Origin of the sequence: Psychrobacillus sp. FSL K6-2365 (assembly GCF_038003165.1) — a bacterium.
GTDB lineage: Bacteria > Bacillota > Bacilli > Bacillales_A > Planococcaceae > Psychrobacillus > Psychrobacillus psychrodurans.
Genome location: NZ_JBBOOO010000001.1, coordinates 2,089,555 through 2,108,881 on the forward strand (window position 1 = coordinate 2,089,555; position 19,327 = coordinate 2,108,881).

At 33.5% G+C, this 19,327-nt stretch carries 19 protein-coding genes and 1 pseudogene; 5 read left to right on the plus strand and 15 right to left on the minus strand.

Annotation, left to right across the window (positions count from 1 at the left end; all coding sequences use genetic code 11):
* Positions 1–179 precede the first annotated feature (179 nt).
* Positions 180–1,073: a DMT family transporter gene (locus tag MKY29_RS10015; RefSeq protein WP_340879681.1), complete on the plus strand. Its 894-nt coding sequence runs from the start codon at positions 180–182 to the stop codon at positions 1,071–1,073.
* A 294-nt stretch (positions 1,074–1,367) separates the two neighbouring features.
* On the plus strand, positions 1,368–1,835 hold the full coding sequence (locus MKY29_RS10020; RefSeq protein ID WP_340879682.1) for a phosphatase PAP2 family protein: 468 nt from the start codon (positions 1,368–1,370) through the stop codon (positions 1,833–1,835).
* A gap of 103 nt (positions 1,836–1,938) precedes the next feature.
* Here MKY29_RS10020 and MKY29_RS10025 read toward each other — a convergent pair.
* Positions 1,939–2,169 (minus strand): annotated as a pseudogene (locus MKY29_RS10025) (MFS transporter); the annotation flags it as partial.
* A gap of 292 nt (positions 2,170–2,461) precedes the next feature.
* Here MKY29_RS10025 and MKY29_RS10030 point away from each other — a divergent pair.
* Entirely contained in the window at positions 2,462–2,905 is a 444-nt protein-coding gene (locus MKY29_RS10030) for a carboxymuconolactone decarboxylase family protein (RefSeq protein WP_241599260.1), read from the plus strand.
* A gap of 327 nt (positions 2,906–3,232) precedes the next feature.
* Here the strand turns inward: MKY29_RS10030 and cntE are convergent, their stop codons facing one another.
* The 6 genes from cntE to cntA form a co-directional block, all read right to left on the minus strand.
* On the minus strand, positions 3,233–4,408 hold the full coding sequence (cntE, locus tag MKY29_RS10035) for a staphylopine family metallophore export MFS transporter CntE (RefSeq protein ID WP_340879683.1): 1,176 nt from the start codon (positions 4,406–4,408) through the stop codon (positions 3,233–3,235).
* A gap of 52 nt (positions 4,409–4,460) precedes the next feature.
* Positions 4,461–5,207, minus strand: coding sequence for an ABC transporter ATP-binding protein (locus MKY29_RS10040; protein ID WP_241599255.1), 747 nt, complete (start codon positions 5,205–5,207; stop codon positions 4,461–4,463).
* Complete coding sequence (cntD, locus tag MKY29_RS10045; protein WP_340879684.1) at positions 5,208–6,020, minus strand: staphylopine uptake ABC transporter ATP-binding protein CntD; 813 nt, start codon at positions 6,018–6,020, stop codon at positions 5,208–5,210.
* On the minus strand, positions 6,021–6,917 hold the full coding sequence (gene cntC, locus MKY29_RS10050; RefSeq protein WP_340879685.1) for a staphylopine uptake ABC transporter permease subunit CntC: 897 nt from the start codon (positions 6,915–6,917) through the stop codon (positions 6,021–6,023).
* Positions 6,918–7,850 carry a nickel/cobalt ABC transporter permease gene (gene opp1B, locus MKY29_RS10055; protein WP_340879686.1) on the minus strand — a complete coding sequence of 311 codons (933 nt, stop codon included), beginning with the start codon at positions 7,848–7,850 and terminating at the stop codon, positions 6,918–6,920. It lies immediately after the preceding gene.
* Between the two features lie 464 nt (positions 7,851–8,314).
* On the minus strand, positions 8,315–9,925 hold the full coding sequence (gene cntA / locus MKY29_RS10060; RefSeq protein ID WP_340879687.1) for a staphylopine-dependent metal ABC transporter substrate-binding lipoprotein: 1,611 nt from the start codon (positions 9,923–9,925) through the stop codon (positions 8,315–8,317).
* 571 nt (positions 9,926–10,496) lie between these two features.
* Between cntA and MKY29_RS10065 the strand changes: the two genes are divergently transcribed.
* A complete protein-coding gene (locus tag MKY29_RS10065) occupies positions 10,497–11,291 on the plus strand; it encodes a CPBP family intramembrane glutamic endopeptidase (RefSeq protein WP_340879688.1) in 795 nt (264 codons plus the stop codon).
* 410 nt (positions 11,292–11,701) lie between these two features.
* Here the strand turns inward: MKY29_RS10065 and MKY29_RS10070 are convergent, their stop codons facing one another.
* From MKY29_RS10070 to MKY29_RS10100, 7 genes are all read right to left on the minus strand, one after another.
* Positions 11,702–12,046 (minus strand): DUF2178 domain-containing protein, encoded by a 345-nt coding sequence (locus tag MKY29_RS10070; RefSeq protein ID WP_241599237.1) that lies wholly within the window; start codon positions 12,044–12,046, stop codon positions 11,702–11,704.
* A complete protein-coding gene (locus MKY29_RS10075; protein ID WP_090569400.1) occupies positions 12,036–12,275 on the minus strand; it encodes a helix-turn-helix transcriptional regulator in 240 nt (79 codons plus the stop codon). Before MKY29_RS10075 ends, MKY29_RS10070 begins: the two co-directional genes overlap by 11 nt.
* A 420-nt stretch (positions 12,276–12,695) precedes the next feature.
* On the minus strand, positions 12,696–14,447 hold the full coding sequence (locus MKY29_RS10080) for a methyl-accepting chemotaxis protein (RefSeq protein ID WP_340879689.1): 1,752 nt from the start codon (positions 14,445–14,447) through the stop codon (positions 12,696–12,698).
* Between the two features lie 416 nt (positions 14,448–14,863).
* The gene (locus MKY29_RS10085) at positions 14,864–15,325 is read right to left on the minus strand and encodes a GyrI-like domain-containing protein (protein ID WP_245402491.1); all 462 of its coding nucleotides are present in this window, start codon (positions 15,323–15,325) and stop codon (positions 14,864–14,866) included.
* Between the two features lie 218 nt (positions 15,326–15,543).
* Positions 15,544–15,969, minus strand: coding sequence for a flavoprotein (locus MKY29_RS10090; protein WP_340879690.1), 426 nt, complete (start codon positions 15,967–15,969; stop codon positions 15,544–15,546).
* Positions 15,970–17,007: 1,038 nt separating this feature from the next.
* The gene (locus tag MKY29_RS10095; protein WP_241599221.1) at positions 17,008–17,406 is read right to left on the minus strand and encodes a group-specific protein; all 399 of its coding nucleotides are present in this window, start codon (positions 17,404–17,406) and stop codon (positions 17,008–17,010) included.
* A 12-nt stretch (positions 17,407–17,418) separates the two neighbouring features.
* A complete protein-coding gene (locus tag MKY29_RS10100; protein ID WP_340879691.1) occupies positions 17,419–17,889 on the minus strand; it encodes a DinB family protein in 471 nt (156 codons plus the stop codon).
* A gap of 241 nt (positions 17,890–18,130) precedes the next feature.
* Between MKY29_RS10100 and MKY29_RS10105 the strand changes: the two genes are divergently transcribed.
* A complete protein-coding gene (locus MKY29_RS10105) occupies positions 18,131–18,931 on the plus strand; it encodes a helix-turn-helix domain-containing protein (protein ID WP_340879692.1) in 801 nt (266 codons plus the stop codon).
* A gap of 127 nt (positions 18,932–19,058) precedes the next feature.
* On the opposite strand, the gene MKY29_RS10110 is transcribed toward MKY29_RS10105, so the two are convergent.
* On the minus strand, positions 19,059–19,298 hold the full coding sequence (locus MKY29_RS10110) for a hypothetical protein (protein WP_241599218.1): 240 nt from the start codon (positions 19,296–19,298) through the stop codon (positions 19,059–19,061).
* Positions 19,299–19,327 lie beyond the last annotated feature (29 nt).

Genomic DNA, 19,327 nt, shown 5'->3' on the forward strand with positions numbered 1-19,327 from the left:
ATAGGGGGAATTTTCATGCAATTATCAACTGTAAATCGATGCATTCGGAAGCCATTTTCAACATCACCGCCACCACTGTTTACTCCTGCTGCCCAGTCGGCATTGAATAAGCTTATATTAAAAACAGATTAAGAATCTGCGAATATATGAACTCTTTCGCAGATTCGAAGGAGTAGACGATGAAATCTAAAATTCAGTTCTTATTATCAATGATAATCTTCGGAACAATTGGTGTTTTTGTAAGATACATTGACTTATCTTCGAGTGAAATAGCTTTATTACGTGGTTTAATTGCTAGTTTATTTTTAACTACAGTCTTGTTTATGATGAAGAAGAAAATTTCATGGGCAATGGTCAAAGTAAATGCTCTAGTTTTAGTACTTTCTAGTATTGCACTTAGCGGAAATTGGATTTTCCTGTTCGAATCATACAAGCATACGACCATTTCTAACGCTGCATTAAGTTACTATTTTGCACCTGTTATTGTCCTGATTCTTTCACCACTAGTACTCAAGGAAAAATTATCAGCTAAGAAACTAATTTGCATTGGTATAGCAATGCTAGGTATGTTATTCATTGTTGGTAATGGTGGTTTAAGTACAGCTGGATTAGATGATCTAATTGGAATTGGCTATGGATTACTAGCAGCTGTATTCTATGCGTCTTTAATGTTACTGAATAAGTTCATAAAGAAAATGGATGGCTTAGAAACCACGTTCCTTCAACTTGGAACAGCGACAATAATTCTCATTCCATACGTTTTCTTTACGGAGGGATTCGGAATTTTGGGAGTATCAAGTTCTTCAATGCCATTTATATTAATCTTAGGGATTATACACACTGGTATTGGATTCTTATTATTCTTCTCTGGTATGCAGAATTTAAAAGGACAAAGCATTGCTGCACTAAGCTATGCTGATCCAATCACATCATTATTAATCTCTGCTATTGTCTTGCAAGAGCAAATGACCTTTATTCAAATGGTAGGTGGTGCATTGCTTTTAGGTTCGACATTTGTTAGCGAAAATAAATCAATTGAATTTCCAAAAAGGTTAATAAAAAAAGCTAAATAACAGAACAAAACAGTAGAAAGTATCAGCTTCCTACTGTTTTTGTATTTTAAAACTAATCTATAATATAATTTGTATTTTTCATTCAAGCTTAGCCATACTAATTTATATTTTATGATAATGGGATGTAAAAGTATAATTATTGGAAGGAATATTAATATGAACAAGTCTATATATGTTATAGCTGTGTGTACTTTCGTTGTATTCTGTATTATATGGATGACCTATGAGACATCATTCATACAATCCTTCGACAGGATAGTCTCGGATTCACTTTATGGCAATAAATTCATTACAATGTTTCACTATTTAGGTGAAACTAAGTTCATATTTGCTGTCACCATAATTGTTTTAATCATTATTTGGTTTCGTAAACATGACTATAGATTGACGGTTTTTGTCATTTTTTCTGTTGGTGCTGGATATGGTTTATACCAACTTTTAAAACGTGTAATAGAACGACCACGTCCTGAGATTGTTGATCAGTTTTCCACTTTTAGTTTTCCTTCTGGACATGCAGTGCATGGTTTATTGTATCTTTTAACAATCGCCTATTTAATCAATCGAACTGTAATCATTACGAAAAATGCTTCAATCATCGTTTGGATTTCAGCCATTATATTAACTTTATTAATTGGGCTCTCTCGCATAACAGAGGGACGTCACTTTGCTTCTGATGTTTTAGCTGGTTGGATGCTTGGATATAGTTGGTTTGTCCTTTGCTTATGGTGGTATAAAAGAGGTAATCGCGAACGTAACAAATAAGTGTACTGTATCATACAAATAAAAAGGCTTAAATCCAACTAGATAGGATTTAAGTCTTTTTATTTTTCACATATTTGAGTCACTAGTATTTTCGTAATTTAAGTTAATTTGTCTTTTTCGGCGTAAACCAGGTGATTATGAATGCAATTATTGAAAGAACAAACATATAGAAGTACGTGCTACTTGCGGCATTAATATAACTTTGCTTAGATTCTAAAGAAACATTCAATAATTGAATTGAATAAACCGTCATAATAATTGCTGTACCGATTGCTCCAGCAAGTTGCCGTATTGTGTTATTTATAGACGATCCGTGAGAAGCTAATTCCCTCGGCTCCCCATATAGTGGTTCCGACAATCCACCAAATTATAGGTTTGGTGGAAAATTCATTTATACATTTACCTTTATAGGTAATGTAAAATGAAGCATCACTTCTTCTCAGATTAATTAAAGGTTAATCCGCTTTTATGACAATTTAATTCACATTATGAACGTACGACAAGGTAACACTAATACACTTTACAATTGGATTTCTTCTTATGTTATGTCAAAAGTACAAAAAATAGTACAAACGTTCTTTTTAGGGTATAATAGCCTTATCTAAAATGTAAAGGGGTCTTGCTTTATGGCACAAAGGTTACCTTATTCTGAAATTGCACCAGCAGGTATGGATATTATGATGGAAATGGAGAAATATACGAAAACAACTGCGATCGAACGAAAAATTCGTGAGCTAATTAAAATTCGTGCTTCTCAAATTAACGGATGTGCTTTTTGTTTAAACATGCATACAACCGATGCCCGAAAAATGGGTGAAACAGAACAGCGATTATACTGTGTTAGTGCATGGGAAGAGTGTGAATTCTACACTAAAGCAGAGAAAGTGGCTTTAGAATTGACGGAGCACGTGACATTAATACCGACAAAACGTGTTCCAGATGAACTTTATCAGCGGGTACGAGAACATTATGACGAGAAACAATATGTTGACCTTATTCTAATCATCAATCAAATCAACAGTTGGAACAGAATTTCAATTGCAATGGGTAATACAGCCACTGAAAAATAATTACTATCAACGAACATCAATGGGTGTTCGTTTTTTTATTTCCTTTTACTGCGAGTTTGTGTCAAATTCTTATATTTAACTATGCTACTCTTAACTAAAAAAGTGTCTCTGATTAATACAGAAACACCTACGTATTCAATGAATTTATGACTTTCTTTCAATTTCCCAATATAATATGGATATTACATAGTGCATAAATATTTGATAAATACTTATTCCTTTTAAAATGGATAAAGTGACCCCTGGAGAAAATTTCAACACACAAAAACTAACTATTACAATTTATATGGATAATGATAATTTTTAAGCAGCTTAATCTATATAGATTTATCCGATAAACATCTTTCGCCGATCATAGGCAACGAAGAGCATTAACACACCTAAAATCGAGCAAATCATATATGTAGTTGAATAGGAATAAAGGTCTGAGAGTGGTCCCATAATGAGACCACCTAAGGAGACACCTAAATCTGCCATCGCAATAAATAAACCTAGTAATATATTGCGATTTGCCTTGGGCAGGACAAAGCTTAAAAATGTGGTTAATGTTGGGTAGAGAATTGCCTGAGCTATACCTATTAAAACAGCACCTAAATAGAAAAAGAGTACCCCACCATTTATTGCAAAACTTACGCATTGTGCTCCAATTGCTAAAAGAAGTATTGTTCCCATTATAAAAGATGAATGCCATTTTCCGTCAGAAGGAATTTTTTTTCTTAAGGAAAACCGTGAAAAGACAACAGTCCCTGCCATTAGCATTAGAAATATACCGGCATTGCCGTTTTTTACTTGTTCAGCATATAGTGGCGTAAAAATAGTAACCGCTCCAAATATAATGGAAACAACTAACATAAGAACACTACATTTATATAAATGTGGATTTTTTACTAGCTGACTAAATGAATTAAACATACTTCCACCCTGCTCAGCCATTTTTGTAGGTCGGGTTTCGGAATTATTCATTTTAGTGCTGTATCCAAATACTCCAGTTATGATAGCAATTGTTACCATCACTACTGCAAAGTACTCCATTCCTCCCTGCCAAATTCCTAATGCCAATAAAGGTCCAATAATACCTGGTATATAAGAAAATAAAGAATAAAGTGATATTCCCTGTGAACGATCTTTTTCTGGTAGTGCATCAATAATTCCGATCTGTAATGCCATTGAAAAAAAAGCTGTTGAGACTCCTTGTAACATACGAGCAATCAAAAACCCACCAAGCCCAGTTAATGTATATAATATTAATGCAAATCCATTAATAATAAGAATAACTCTCAACACTTTTATGGGTCCATGTTTTTGAATAAAATGACCTGCCCATGGTCTAAAAAACATGGTAGTAAACAAATACGCCCCCATGATCAAACCAATTGTTGTATTAGTTGCTCCTAAGCTCCCCCCTTGTAAAGGAATAATAACATTTAGTATAGAATTGGCACTAAAATAAAGTAGTACCAGCAAATATAATCGTATAAATGGCCAAGACATAGCTCCACTCACAAGTTTTTCTCCTCCAAACTATTAAAAATTATGTACTTATGGCTTTACCTGGTTAAAACGTTATCAACGACTTTAGTAATTTTCTTGCATAGACAGATTTAACGTCCTTCAAATGTTCAATTGCCACGATTTCTTCTATTTGTCCATCCTTAAAAATAATGACTCTGTCGCAAATATAAGCAGCAGCCTGTATATCATGAGTGATAAAAACATAACTCATATTGTAGATTCTTTTTAAATCCTTGAGCAATTCAAGCACTTGTATTTGAACAGATACATCTAATGAACTGATTGCTTCATCTAATAAAATACATTTTGGTTCTGTTGAGATAGCTCTTGCAATACAAACTCTTTGAATCTCTCCTCCTGATAACTCATGAGAATATTTGTTTCGATAAGACGAAGGCAGTCCAACTTGATTTAATAGAGTAGTAATCTTGTCTATATTCTCCTTTTTACTCTTGTTTTGAATCTTCAATGGCTCCAAGATCGCCTCTTCAACAGTAAAAAAAGGGTTAATGGAAGATTTGTAGTCTTGAAAAACAGCGCTTATATTACCTAATCTCACTCTTCTGTCTTCTACATTCATACCATCAATCAAAACCGTCCCACAATCTGGCTTTTCAATTCCCAACATCAAACGCCCTAAAGTTGATTTACCACTGCCACTTTCTCCAATGATACCAAGACACTCTCCACTTCTACATTCGAGGCTAACATTCTTTAAAATAATCTGCCTTTCCGAAGAAAATAACCCGTTTTTTTTATAGGATTTTTGCACTTTATCAACTTTCAGCAACTATTGTCCCTCCCCCATAATCCTCTTAAAGTTATTACTCAGAGCCATTCTTGTAGAAACTAAGTATTTTGTATATTCATGTTTTGCTCCTGAAAATATTTCTTCAGTATTTCCTCTTTCAATGATTTTTCCATTCTTCATCACTAATACTTCATCAGCAATTTTCCTTACAACACCTAAATCATGGGAAATAAAAATCATGGAACAACCAATTCTTTCACGTAAGTTAATAAATTGGTCAACTACTTCAAATTGTGAGATGGTATCTAGTGCTGTTGTCGGTTCATCAGCGATAATGATATCTGGCTCTAGCACAATGGCCAACGCAATCATAATTCGTTGTAGCATCCCCCCCGATAACTGATGTGGATACTTGTTCATAATTTCTGTTGGATTTATTAACATGACACTTTCCATGGCACTTTTCATTCTTACTTCCGCTTCGTTTTTACTCCAATCGAAATGTTCAGCAAGTGTTTCCCTCAAATGTACACCGATTACACAGGAGGGATCGAATGCAGTCATCCCATTTTGCAGAATCATGCAAAGGTTTTTTCCCCTTTTTTTTCTCAACTCCTTTGTGGATAGTTGGTTTAAGTTCTCCCCTTTAAAAAGTATATCCCCCGATTGTTGAAGTGAGCTGCTGTTTAATCTCATTATTGCCCTACAAGTTACAGACTTACCACTACCACTTTCTCCTACAATCGCTAAGCAGCTTCCTGCTTTTAAATCGAATGAACTATTTTGAATGATCTTTTTCCCAGAAACTATATCCCATACCATTAAGTTTTTAACCTCTAGTATATTCTTCATCTAATTTGCTACCTCTTTTTCTCGAACCTTTACAGTAGAAAAAGGAGAATTTTCTTTGTACTTATTTTTAGAGATTACTAATTTGGGGTCTAGAGCAACTTGAAGTGAGTCAGATAAAAAATTGAATGCCGATACCACAATGACAATCGCTAATCCAGGAGCCAACATTAATTCCGGTCTTGTGAACATAACTTCCCTCGCTTCATTCAACATCATTCCCCATTCTGGATTTGGGGCTTGAATTCCTAAACCTAAAAATGAAAAACCAGAAATTTGCAAGATCATTGATCCTATAGATCCGCTCGAAATCACTGCGATATCAGAGAAGGTAACCGGAACTATATGTTTGAAAATTATTTTAAAATCACTAATACCCGTTGCTTTAGAAAACTTCACATAATCCAATTCGGCATACTGCATAACAGAAGTTCTAATAACTCGAGCAAACCAAGCCCATTTTATCAAAGCAAATGCAATTAGGATATTTTCAAGGCCAACCCCCAATATTCCAATAACCGCAAGCGCCATAACGTATCCAGGAAAAGAAAGCATCGTGTCACATATTCTCATAATTATTGCATCGATTTTCCCTCTAAAGTAACCAGCTAGAAAACCTAGAATGGCACCAACTAAAACAGATATAAACAGAACAACTAAAACCCATAATACACTTGGTCGAATTCCATATATAATTCTGGATAAAATACATCTTCCTAGATGGTCATTACCTAATAAGTGTTCCCATGAAGGTGAAGCGTATCTAAGACTCATGTTGATTTCATTAGGATCAAATGGTGCAAATAATGGTGCGAAAATACCAGCAATAATTGTGACAGCAATTATTAATAAGGAAATCGTAGCTAACCTATCTCTACTTAAGTTTCTCAGTATTCTCATTTAAAGATCATTCCTTAACTTAGGATTCATAAACGCATTAATAATATCGGAGATTGTATTAAACAAAACAAAGGCAGCTGCTAATATAAGCACATATGCTTGAATAATAGGAAAGTCTCTACCTAGAATTGCTTTCACACTTAGACTTCCTAATCCTGGCCACGCAAAAACATTTTCTATAACGACTGTACTTCCCAATATGATAGGTATTGCCATACCAAATATTGAAATGGATACTTGCAATGAATTCCTTAATATATGCATGGTAATTTTCATCTCAGGCAAACCGGATGCCCTTCCATACAAGACATAATCCTCATTTAAATTGTTTAACATGGATGATCTAATATTTCTAAAATATATACCAGCATAACTTATCGTGATAACAATAACCGGTAAGATATAACTGCTATACGAATCCATTCCACTTGTTGGTAATAAGTCTAATTTAACGGAGACATACCAAATCATAATTGTCGCTAACCAGTAGGACGGCATTGCTGTTAAAACAAACGATAATCCTCTTATTGATTTATCGATTACTTGCCCTTCCTTTAACGCACAAGTAACTCCTAATAATATGGACATAAAGATAATGGCAATAGATGAAATTAACGTTAACTTTAAGGTATTTAAAAATGCTGGACCTATCAGTGACCATACAGGTTTACCATTAATGTATGAATCTCCAAAGTCCAACTGTAAGGAGGAAATGAACCAATCAAAATAACGTAAGATAAATGGCTTATCTAGCCCCAACTCTTCTTTTGTTTGTTCTAATAATTCTTCTGTTATCTCTGGAACACCTTGCGCTTGTAATACCACTTCAGCTGGATCTAAGGGAGAGAGATTAATTAAGACAAACGTCAAAAACGAAATGATTAAAAGTAAAGGGACGGATACGAGGATCCTTTTAACAATGTAACTTCCCATAGCAAATCTCCTTTCCATTGAACTATTAAACTTTAAACATTTATTCTTTTTTTGCTAGTAAAAGAGAGGGAAATCCCCTCTCAGACTGTAGACATACTCAATTTTTGGTGCATAGAGTTGTATACTAAAATCGGCAAGGACCACCACTTCGCTTTCCGTGGGCTTGGCTTCAGCCTCCTCGTCACTGCGAAAACATATGCTCCTGCGGTTACTCTTCGCAAAGACATTGGTCAAACAAAGTTCGACCAATGTCTTTCCTGCGGGGTCTTCTGCTCAAGCTGTTCCCACCGGAGTCTTCGTGGTGGTCCTTGCCTTATAAACAACTCCTTAAAGGTTTCTACTATATATACTTTTATTTAGATAAAGTAACCTTTTTAAAGATATTTATTATTACTCATAGCAGTTTATAAAAATATTTTTGTCGTCAAGCTGAGAGGGGGAAATCCCCTCTATTATTAATATTTTTACTTAAAGTTCATCAACTCAAATGGAAGCTCAAATTGAGTTTGCTTGAATGATATTCCTTTTAAATTTTGTGGGGCTACTACAGTGACACTTCCATTTGAAATAGGGATAAAAACTGCTTCTTCATGAACAATTGTCAAAATATCAGCGTACAATGATTTTCTAGTTTCTTCATTTGTAGAAACCATAATTTGTTCAATTTTCTTGTAAAGTTCATCTGCATGTTCAATGCCTTTTGTCGTGTGCAAATAAGATGCCTCAGAAGTAAAAGCTGAGATTGTACTTTGTGGGTCATACGCTAGACCCCAGGTTTGATTGAATAATAAATCATAGTCGCCGGTAGATCTTCTATTAGCTAATGAAGTTGACTCTTCCCCTATAATCTCCAGATGAAGGCCAATCTCTTCAATAGAAGCTTGTATAAATTCAGCCTGTGTTTTTTGAGAGGAAGAATTGCTATCATAATAGAGCTTCATAACTAATTTTTTTCCTTCTTTGGTTCTAACTTCATCTCCATTTTCTAGTTTCCATCCACCTTTTTCTAGAATTTCTTTGGCTTTTTCTACATCATAGCCTCGCTCCTTTAAGTCAACATTGGCATAGTTTACATTTGGTGAAAATAGTGTATTGGCCACTGACTCTGTACCATTAAAGATATCCTTACTAATTGTTTCTCTATCAATTGAGTACCATATGGCTTCACGAACCGCTATTTCACTTATTGGATTATCATGTTTACTGCTATTGGCTACTATCATTTTAGTGTTCATTGGTTCACTTCTTATAAGTTGATATTCTCCGGAATCGACTAATTGATTCATGGGTTCGATAGCGAGACTATCTGCTCCACGATCATCTGTAAATACAAAATTGACTTCTCCTTTTTGTAATGCTAGCAATGTCGTTTCCCCAGCAGGAAGTACTTTTGAGGTAATTTTTTTTATTTCAGGTGTTCCATTCCAGTAGTCTTCATTTGCTTCAAAAGTGGCAAATTCATCGATTTTATGTTCTGTGAGCATATATGGACCAGTACCGTTATAGCCACTTACGCCATCTTTCGTTTCCCCATTTTTAAAATCTTTGGGTGATATGAATACATAAGGTCTTGTCATAGACAATTCAGCCAAAGTTGGATAGTATGTTTCGGACAGTTCTAATTCAACTGTGAACTCATCTACTACATTCACACTTTCAATTTTTGTAGATAACTTAATCCAGGCATGCTTCTCTGCATTATTTTGTACAGCCTCAATATTTTTCTTCACTGCCTCTGCGTTAAACAGCACCCCATCATGAAATTTCACATCTTGTCTTAAAAAGAACGTGTATACTTTCCCATCCTCTGAAACTTCCCAAGACTCAGCGAGTAAAGGTTTAATCCCGTCTTCCGTGTTTTCAACCAAGGATTCATAGACCATCCCTTGAGCCGGCATTGAGCCTGAGTACAAATGCGGGTTCATGTCATTAATATCTTTAGCAGATGCATAAATTATCTCGTTTTCATTATTAGCAGCATCACCCGTTTTCTCATTATTAGAACTTTCAGCTGAGCAAGCCGCCAAAATAGATATAACCAATACTATTAAACACTCTAACTTAAACTTTTTCATTAACAACATATTTCTCCCCTTCAGCATTATTAATTTGAATTATCGCAATGAGTAAACATGATCTAACTTAAATTACTTCCACCTTCTAGCGGATTCCAGTGGTTGTCAGTATATGATCCTATTTTTTAAGTCGAGTCATATTTTCAATCGTTTGCTCCTATACTATTTCCAATGATCCTTCCTTATAGAGTAATATAATCGTAAATAGTAATGATTACTATTTACGATTTACAATTGAATTATAGCATTATATTCCATATAGTCAATTCGTAAATTTCCACTAAATACAATTTTTTGTTTCTGCTGCCGCAAAAAGACATTCTTCATAGAGAACAACCTTTAAATAGTGATGTAGAGAAACATAAGTAAATATTACTGATAAATAACAATAATGTTGTTTGAAAACGCAAGTGTTGCTATTCGTTTATCGGACCAGATTGGTGAATACTTAGTGTAATAAATATGCTAAAATAAGGAAAATGTATTAAAGATATGTACTTAAGTAACGGTGTTTTTAATTGAAATATAAAAAGATGAGAGTGAGTATATGGGTGAAATGGAGACATTTAATATGAAAAACGTGTGGATAAGAATTTTAGTAGTAGTGATAATAGGCATCACTATTTGGAATTTTATAACCTACCTTAGTGATACGTTTATAGCGGAAAGATATAGTCGAACAAATCATTTTTTTATTGCTGTAATTACTTCTGCATTAACCTTTATCCTCATCCAAATAGCACTTAAAGTTGATAAAATACCTTGGAAATCAATTGGACAAGGAACATTCAAAACGAATATTTTTTTATTTACACTTGGATTTTTTCTTTGGGTTGTACCTGCATCCGTTGGTTTAATTATTTGTTTAACACTAGGTTGGGTTGAAGTAACATTATTTTCCGATTTAGAAAATTTATTGATTAGTATCTTGATTTTATTCATTACTGTATTCTTGATTGAAGCGTTGCCTGAAGAACTTATTTTTAGAGGATATATTTATCGCTATTTAAATGTACATTTTCCTCATTGGATAACACTTATTATTCAGTCATTACTTTTTTCATTATTCGCCTATTTAATAGGGGCGATTTATTCATTCGAGCAGCTTCAATTCATTCCCGGATTTGCTCTGATACTGGGTTATCTAAGGGCGGTTTCAGGAAACATATGGACTTCCATAGGATTCCACGTTGCTATAATGACAGCAATGCAAATTTTAGGACCAATCCACAGTCACTTTGATGTAAGTGGGATGATGATGCTTCAATTTTTTGCTTTTATTTTACTTCCAAGTGCAATCGCTGCAACTGTATTATCAGTTATATTCCCAAATCATCAGTGGTATAAAAAAGAGCCTATTTTTTAACCGTAAATTAACATATGATGAATTTTTTGAAGGATATTGAATACCTATTATCTGATCGCATAACTGAATATCTTAGTTTCACCACGCATAAAAAGAGATTGGGACAGAAGCAGAAATTTTATTGGACAAGGAGAAACCTTTACTAAATAATGGATATTTAATAAAACTGATTGGAATGGAGGGGCGACTCCTACGGGAATAGCGTGACGCCTGAGACTACAGGCTCAGGCCACGCCCGTGGAAAGCGTCCCTGGAATGGAAATCAATTTTGTGCACAGCAAAAAACAGCATTTTTCTCACAGAGAAAAATGCTGTTTTGAGGTTCTGTCCCAGCCTTTTAAAATGATAAATCTTCATAAGTGTTTTGGAAAAAGAACAATTTGGGTGTTAAAATCGTGTAAATAGCACTACTAAAAATCTTTTTTATATTGTATTGCTAGGTAAATTCCACCAGCTAAAAATGTAAGCGCATATTTGAACAAGAAAAAAATGGTCCACATATAATCTTTAGGAAAAATCAGGTCACATAGAATAATTGTCCACAGCATACAGTAACTGCTTTTCAAAAAGATGCTATTCGTCCGTTCGTCTTCTTTCCCAATTTTCTTATAAAATACATAAGCAAAAATCGCACTACTCATGAGTAGTAAAAAACCAAATCCAATGAGTAAATTCCAATTTCCCGTAGATTGTTCAGCCCAGGACTTTAAAGGATAAAAAATTGCGTTAGAAATATCTGAGAAATTAATTTGCATTTTGATCACTTCCTTTCACGTAAGTAAAAATATCGTTTACATCCACATTAAAAAATTGGGCAATTCGAAAGGCTAACAGCATAGTCGGTATATAATTTCCTTTTTCCATTACGAAGATGGTTTGTTTGGAAACCCCAACTTTCTCAGCTAATTCTTGCTGAGACATTCTGGCAAGTACTCGATATTCATAAACCTTATTTGTTATTGAATCACCAAAATCTTTCTTCATGACCATCACCTCTTGAAATAAATTATAAACTTTGTTTATATAAAAGTAAAGTAAACTTATATAAAATAATGATAAATCTTTATATTTACTTAAAATACTTTGATCTAACAAAATTTTGGATTCCATCGGGTTCATATATCGATCTGGCTGCATCTATAATCTTTAGTGGTGCAATCAGATAAAAATGTAAAGTTCTATAAGTATTGGACCTCAATTAACCAGCTTGATTGTGATTTTATTTAAACATTAACTGTCTTTAAATGGTGATTCTTGCTATAGAACACTTCTTAAATAATTTTGATAATAAAAAAAGCGACTAACTCACTATGAGAAAGTCGCAAAATTGGACTTGCTATTGATTTCTTCAATAACAATTTTGTTCAATATTTTTTTGGGAAAGAGCTTCTTAACATCCGTTCATTATTTCGAATACTTATTGAGCATACTATTTAATTGGTGATTGAGGTGCGTAAGATGTTCGGCAGAATTAGCTACATTGGCAATTGCATTTATTTGCTCATCTACGGACGCATGGATTTCTTCGACAGTCGCAGCAGTTTGTTGCGATACGCCTGTGGCATTTCGGATAGCAATAGTAATATTATTATTTTCTTCAGTTACTTGTTCTAATTCGGTATTTAATGTATCTACCGCTTGTATAGTTTGGAAAATTGAAGCTGCGATATTACTGAATTCTTTTTCGGTTTTGTTAACAACTTGATTCAATTGCTCTGAATGCAGGGTAGTTTGTGACATGGCATGCACAGTCTTTTGTGTTTCTTCTGCGATACCAGTGATCATTTCTTGAATCTGGTGTGTAGCCTTATTAGATTGTTCGGCAAGTTTTCGTACTTCGCTTGCCACTACAGCAAACCCTTTTCCATGTTCCCCTGCTCTGGCAGCTTCGATACTAGCATTTAGTGCTAACAAATTTGTTTCAGCTGCAATGCTTTCAATTGTTTCAGTGATACGAGAAATCTCTTTCACTCGAGAGGAAAGGCTTGTTATTCCTGTATTAATGTGACTAGAAGCTTTAAGAGATTCTTCATTAGAATTTTGAAGTTGTTGCACAATCTCTCTGCCTTGCTGAGTCGCTTTTTCAGAGTTAATGGATAACTCTTTTATTACATGGCTCTGTTCATTCATAGTATTAATAGATTGTTGTAAATGATTTATCCGTTGGTTTGTGTTCTCTAAATCATTAAACTGTGTTAGTGTACCATTTGAAATTTCAGAAATGGCTTTTCCAACTTCTTCACTACTTGCAGACGTTTCTTCAGATACAGCAGATAGCTCAGTAGCTGATTCCAATAAATTATCGCTAGTACTTTGTAAACCACTTATGAGTTGACTTAGCTGTGATGACATTTGATTGAACGCGTAACCTAATTGACCAATCTCATCCTTAGATTCATGTAATTGACTATTTTGTAGTTGACCATTTGCAATATTTAATGCTGCAGATTTTACGTCCACTAAGAATTTAATTTTCTTTTTTGTTAGGAAATAAAAAGACAATAGACTTAGTATTGTAATGGTTATCGTGATGGCAATTAGAATATATTTCAATTTATTTAATTGGGCATAGAATTCATCTTCATAAACGGCTATTCCAACATTCCAATCCCATGGTTCGTAGTAGGTCATATACGCTATTTTATTCTTCATATCTCCATTTTCGTCCTCATCGAGATAGGTTACGAATTGTTCATTATATGTAGTTTCATGTGCGCCTTTCACCATCTTTTCACGATTAGTGGTATCTTCTGGAATGGATTCAATTACATTTTTAGGATGTAGTTTAGTGGAGTAATCTGACCCATAAGCAACTAAATACCCTTTATCTTTATATACAAAATTAGACTTCGTGAAATCATAACCCTCTTCCGCAAGTTTGGGGCCATTAAGGAGTACACGTGCTTTTTCCTGTGCTTCGGAAAGCGTTAAGTCATTACTTTCAACCTGTTCGTTTAAAGTTGTGAGTGTAGCCAAGGAACTATTTGCTATATGACTTAAATCCAACTTCCCACTATAAATGAGTTCATTTTTTGCTAAAAAATATCCAGTTCCACCCACGATTATGGCTGTCAATAAAATAATAGTACTGATTAGAAACAATAATTTAGTAGATATTTTATTCGTCTTTAAAAAAGATGTTTTTTCTCGTTTCATTCTTTATCCTCCCATTTCTATGAACAATTAAGTCCTATGACCTAAGCCCTATCTCCTTATATCTACCCACTATATCGACAACTTTCAAAATAACTTTACAAGTTCAAAAGTCTATTCCCATGAAATAAATTAGTTAGCAATTATTTGAATAGCTTAGGAGAATATAATTTAAGTATTTAGACTTCCTTTGACAGCTAATCTAACTCTGTTTTTCATGAATTCATTATGTAATATAAATATTTACACATCATTTTTCTTCAAAGATACATGTAAAAACGCGAAAAAACACTATTATATTGTTACTAGGTATTCAATACCTGTTTTCAACATAATAGTGTTATATTAACAAATATCAATCCCGATACAGTAATTCAGCTCACAAAGGTTGATTATCTTAGTTGTAAGACTAATATATTTTATTCAATAGTGTCTAACAGCTCAACATCTACTTTTTCGGTATCTTTCCAATCATAATATCTTTCAATATGCCATTTATTTGCTAGTCTCACATAATTATTGTCTTCAACCCACTTATGTAAGTCATTATATGTTTCCATTATTTTATAATTTGAGCCTCTATGTCTCATAACAGCATATTTTTGAGGTGGTATCGTTAGAGTTACCATATCAGATGGAATATCTGTGTACTCTTTAACTTCCACACAAACCCAGTAGCCATCTTCATCAGCAGTTTCATTTTCCACAACAAATGCACCAAATTGTTCAGTTGGATTAACAACCTGTTTAATTTCACTTAAACGGTGACTTAACTTTAATGACGCTTTGGGTATTTCAACTAAATATTGGTCACTAGAACATAAAACTCGAAAACCTACTAACCTTAATTCATCAAGCTCTTTAATAGTCTTATTTTGCATTGTTGTTTCTGACACTTTATTTCCCCCTCTATATATGATAATTCTTTATTAATTCTTTTTTTATGGAGATGAATTTTGTACTCTAACAACTTGAACTCATGCTACTTCTTTTCACAAAGTTAATTTTATTAAGCGTTTTAATTTTTATTTGTAAGTTTATGATATCTTCGATAACCTTGAAGAAATGCAGACTCTTTATTTTTATATACCTTTTTTTACTAATTGCCTTTATTGAATAGCACACTGTTTGCACTAATAAAAGGAATTCCAGCTTCTATATAACTTCTAACTAATTTCCAATCGTTAATGCTATCTTTTTTAAACGTCTGAAAGAACAAATTCGCTGTTTCAATACTCTTACCTTGTATAATCAAAGTAGCTGATAAGATAGCCATAGTTTCATTTTCTCTTAGAGGTAGAATTGAGATTACTTTTATATTCCATTGAGCATTATTTTCTTTAGCAAAGCTAAAACCTTGTTCCCATCCATTTAATGATTCTTCATAACCAAAGTCAAATATATCTCCACCTATTATTTCTCTTGCTTTATAATCACGTGATATTAATTTTTTCAAGTCCTTTAAAGATGATTCTCTCCAAATATCTAAATATATATCTAAAAATTTTGAAAATTGATTATCCATTAAAGAACCTCCTTCACGGTTGTTATAGTTACAATTCTGTATAAATTACTACTTGTTCAACATAGCTGCGTCTAAAATTGAACAAGAAAAATGTATTGAAATAATAAATCAATGAACTTTCATTAATGCCCATCATTTGCCAACAATTTAGGTCAAAATAATTTGCTATTAATGAAGCTGAACACAAGATAATTTCACTTTTCTAAATTCTCATATCCCCAATCTTTTCAAACAGAGCTTTAGCTCTTTTATACAAACATTTAGCTAATTTAGATCTAAGAAACTCATCTAAACAGTAGAACAGACATGAAGATAGAAGAGAGGTAATGAAATAAAAATTAGAAAATAAGCTCTTGATGTCTGAAAGTAGAAATTTCCTCTCCCATCCTGTTAACAAGATTGGAATCACAACAAACAAAGCGCCTAGGAATAAGTGTATTAATAATGCACAACTTCTTCTAGACAGTCCTCTAAGTTTTTTTGTGACGAAATCAGAAAGGAGTGATGCTGGTACTCCATAAATCAAAAGTATTGGAAATAAATATAGAACCACTACGATTGCAAAAGCAGTCTGTCCTTCGAAGAAATAGATTAACATAACCAATACACAAGTGGTTACAGTGGTAACTAGCTTTCTAATAATCATATTACTCACTCCACACAATAGATTATACTGATTAGTTATTTCTTCAATAGTCTTCAGAATTCCTTCTTAAACTATATATAAAGAGCTACCTCAGATTTTTGGACTGTCATACTATTAGTTGAATTAAGAAGCGTTTTTCACCTTATTTCATCACGGAATTTTATTGGATGACTTATTTAACTAACTAACTAGCTGGCATTAAGTGAAGAAGAAAAAAGAGCTGTATTATCAATCCACTTTATTTCACTAAAGTATCCATTTTTTATTTTAGAACTACAGCATAATCAAATATTTCTTGATATAGTTCATTCCAGTCTTATTCTTTCAGCAGACTCAAACTTTACTTAAAAATCGTGTAGTCGTTCAATGTCCATACGATGGAATACTTCTACTTACGATAGTTTAAGTGATTTACTGTCTATAATTTCAACTAACTCATCTAATGTTCCAAAGCATTTTTCGATTTCGGGTAAATGATAAAAGGTACTTGTTGTTTCAATATTATCTATCTCCTTGTTTTGTGAATACAGATAGATATTTTTCCTATTTCCAATAGCAATACCTAGTTCAATGTGGCTCCCTTTACCTGCTGGTAATATAACTACAACAAAATCAGCTTCTATTACAGCAGTTTTCTCTTTTTCACCTATTATCTTTAATTCTTCTAATGTTGTTACATTTTCATTTACAGTCCAATCATACGTATGGATATACCCTCTATTCTTTAAATTTTCACTAACATATCTCACCAACTCTATATTTTTAAAGCTAGATGCAATATAAAACTTCATAGTTTCCCCCTTTTATTGTTTAATAGTTCTATAAATCCTTTTGATGGATTCCATATGTAGTGCTTCGTGATAGAAACTGAATAGAAATGTTTCTCCAAGTGTGTGAAATGTAATGCCAACCTTGTTAGTGAAAGGTTCAGGTAATTTTTTTTGTAGATTTCCAGGTAGGGAATTTTCTATTCTTTGTTTTTGTGCAATCAGTTCATCCGAAATTGCTGCGAGTGAAGGTGGAGTTCCAATCCAATTAGCTGGTTTCGTGCCTGCACTAAAAAAGACTTCATATGCTTCAGGAAGAGTCATCTTATCTCCTGAGACACCAAATACTAGTTTTTCCTGTATATATGCAATGTGACCAAAATTCCAACGAATATTATTCGAAAATCCTTTTGGAATAATATCTGCTAGTTCCTCGGGTATTTGTTGGATAGATTTTTCTGTTATTCCCCTTACTGTCTGCATATGCTCAAAAATTTTTTGTTCCAATCCTACTCCCCCTAATTTCGTTTAATGCTCCTGTCCTTAAATGTATTCTCCTCGATTGCTCTAAATCCCTTCTCATTTTCCATATAAAAAATGACCCCCTTTGTTGGAAGTCATTATTTTAAAGTTCTGTTTACTGTGCTATCTATTCATATTGTATCCTTTCTCCCTATTTTCTTCTATGTAATGGTTGGGAAGCAGTTGACTAATCGCAAATTCACTTCGGACTCTAGGGGGAAATTAGATGACTATCTATCTAAAGACATTTCAAGTATTTGAAAGCGTTCAAGAAATGGATACACATATTAGGTCGCATATAACGCAGAATTGTTATAAGTTAAATGATACGGATCGTGCAGTGCTATCTTTGCTCGCGCAGTATGCGTGTAAATATGCTGGAGCTACTCATTTGAAAGTTGAGACAATTTCTCAAGCAATAACTAAATCGGATGCGACTGTTCGAAGGACGTTGCGCAAGCTAGAAAGCCTTCATGTCATTAAGAGAATCTCAACTATTCGACGTGTGACAAAGGGTTATGGAGCTAATATTTTAATCATTTTGCCTTTCGATGACCAATCGGAAATGATCAGTCGAGTAGATTCTCAAACGCTAGTAAATCCAAGTACTGAACAGCACCTTTCGCAAGAAGAAACGTATTATTCTTTAAGCTCTAAAAAAGAATTATTACATAAAACGTATTCTAACGAAATTGTATCCTCTTCATTTTCCGTAGATAATTCTACAAATAAAAATTTGAGTACATTCTACCAACTGTTCCAATCAACTATTTTCTCGATGCTTGGAGAAGACCAAAAGACAGTAAGTCAATTATATGGTGTTTACCGTAGCCTGACTTACCGTGTTACTAATTACTTTCCTCAGCATAAGGACTTCTATGAAAAAATTGGATACCAGGCATTGACTATTTCATTGCATGCATCACAAAAGAAAAAAGTTCACAATCTTGCAGGTTATTACGTGGGTATTTTCGAAAAAATTTGCCAAAGAGACTTGTTTAAATTCTATGCGGAGTTTGAGGAGTGACCTATAGGCTTAGGTTTCACTGGTATTTCAAGTTACTTATGCGTGCCTCTCGAGAAAAGGAATTACTCCTCTTAACTAACTCTTTAGTAAAAATGCGACTGTTTCTGTTGAAACAATAGCTTCCGATTTATCCTTTAATTGACTTCAATTTTTTCTTGCTTATGAACCAAATTAATATCGTTAGAACAAGTAGTATTATCGGAGTCAAACCAACATATTTCCATTCATTATTTGCCCCTGAAAAGTAATATGCTATCGGTATGAATGTGAAAGTACTAATTATTATGTACACCCAAGACCTTTTAACAATACCCAGCATTAAAGCTAAAATTGAAACAAATAATGAAAGCTGCCATAATAATAACATTTTTGCACCTCCATTTAGCTTGGTCTTTC

Coding starts and splice junctions, on each gene's coding strand:
- MKY29_RS10020 (WP_340879682.1), top strand. CDS start 1,368: ATGTTTCACTATTTAGGTGAAACTAAGTTCATATTTGCTGTCACCATA.
- MKY29_RS10105 (WP_340879692.1), top strand. CDS start 18,131: ATGACTATCTATCTAAAGACATTTCAAGTATTTGAAAGCGTTCAAGAA.
- MKY29_RS10065 (WP_340879688.1), top strand. CDS start 10,497: ATGAAAAACGTGTGGATAAGAATTTTAGTAGTAGTGATAATAGGCATC.
- MKY29_RS10030 (WP_241599260.1), top strand. CDS start 2,462: ATGGCACAAAGGTTACCTTATTCTGAAATTGCACCAGCAGGTATGGAT.
- MKY29_RS10090 (WP_340879690.1), bottom strand. CDS start 15,969: ATGGATAATCAATTTTCAAAATTTTTAGATATATATTTAGATATTTGG.
- cntA (WP_340879687.1), bottom strand. CDS start 9,925: ATGAAAAAGTTTAAGTTAGAGTGTTTAATAGTATTGGTTATATCTATT.
- cntC (WP_340879685.1), bottom strand. CDS start 6,917: ATGAGAATACTGAGAAACTTAAGTAGAGATAGGTTAGCTACGATTTCC.
- MKY29_RS10085 (WP_245402491.1), bottom strand. CDS start 15,325: ATGCAAAATAAGACTATTAAAGAGCTTGATGAATTAAGGTTAGTAGGT.
- MKY29_RS10075 (WP_090569400.1), bottom strand. CDS start 12,275: ATGAAGAAAGATTTTGGTGATTCAATAACAAATAAGGTTTATGAATAT.
- cntD (WP_340879684.1), bottom strand. CDS start 6,020: ATGAAGAATATACTAGAGGTTAAAAACTTAATGGTATGGGATATAGTT.
- MKY29_RS10110 (WP_241599218.1), bottom strand. CDS start 19,298: ATGTTATTATTATGGCAGCTTTCATTATTTGTTTCAATTTTAGCTTTA.
- MKY29_RS10015 (WP_340879681.1), top strand. CDS start 180: ATGAAATCTAAAATTCAGTTCTTATTATCAATGATAATCTTCGGAACA.
- MKY29_RS10080 (WP_340879689.1), bottom strand. CDS start 14,447: ATGAAACGAGAAAAAACATCTTTTTTAAAGACGAATAAAATATCTACT.
- MKY29_RS10095 (WP_241599221.1), bottom strand. CDS start 17,406: ATGAAGTTTTATATTGCATCTAGCTTTAAAAATATAGAGTTGGTGAGA.
- opp1B (WP_340879686.1), bottom strand. CDS start 7,850: ATGGGAAGTTACATTGTTAAAAGGATCCTCGTATCCGTCCCTTTACTT.
- MKY29_RS10070 (WP_241599237.1), bottom strand. CDS start 12,046: ATGCAAATTAATTTCTCAGATATTTCTAACGCAATTTTTTATCCTTTA.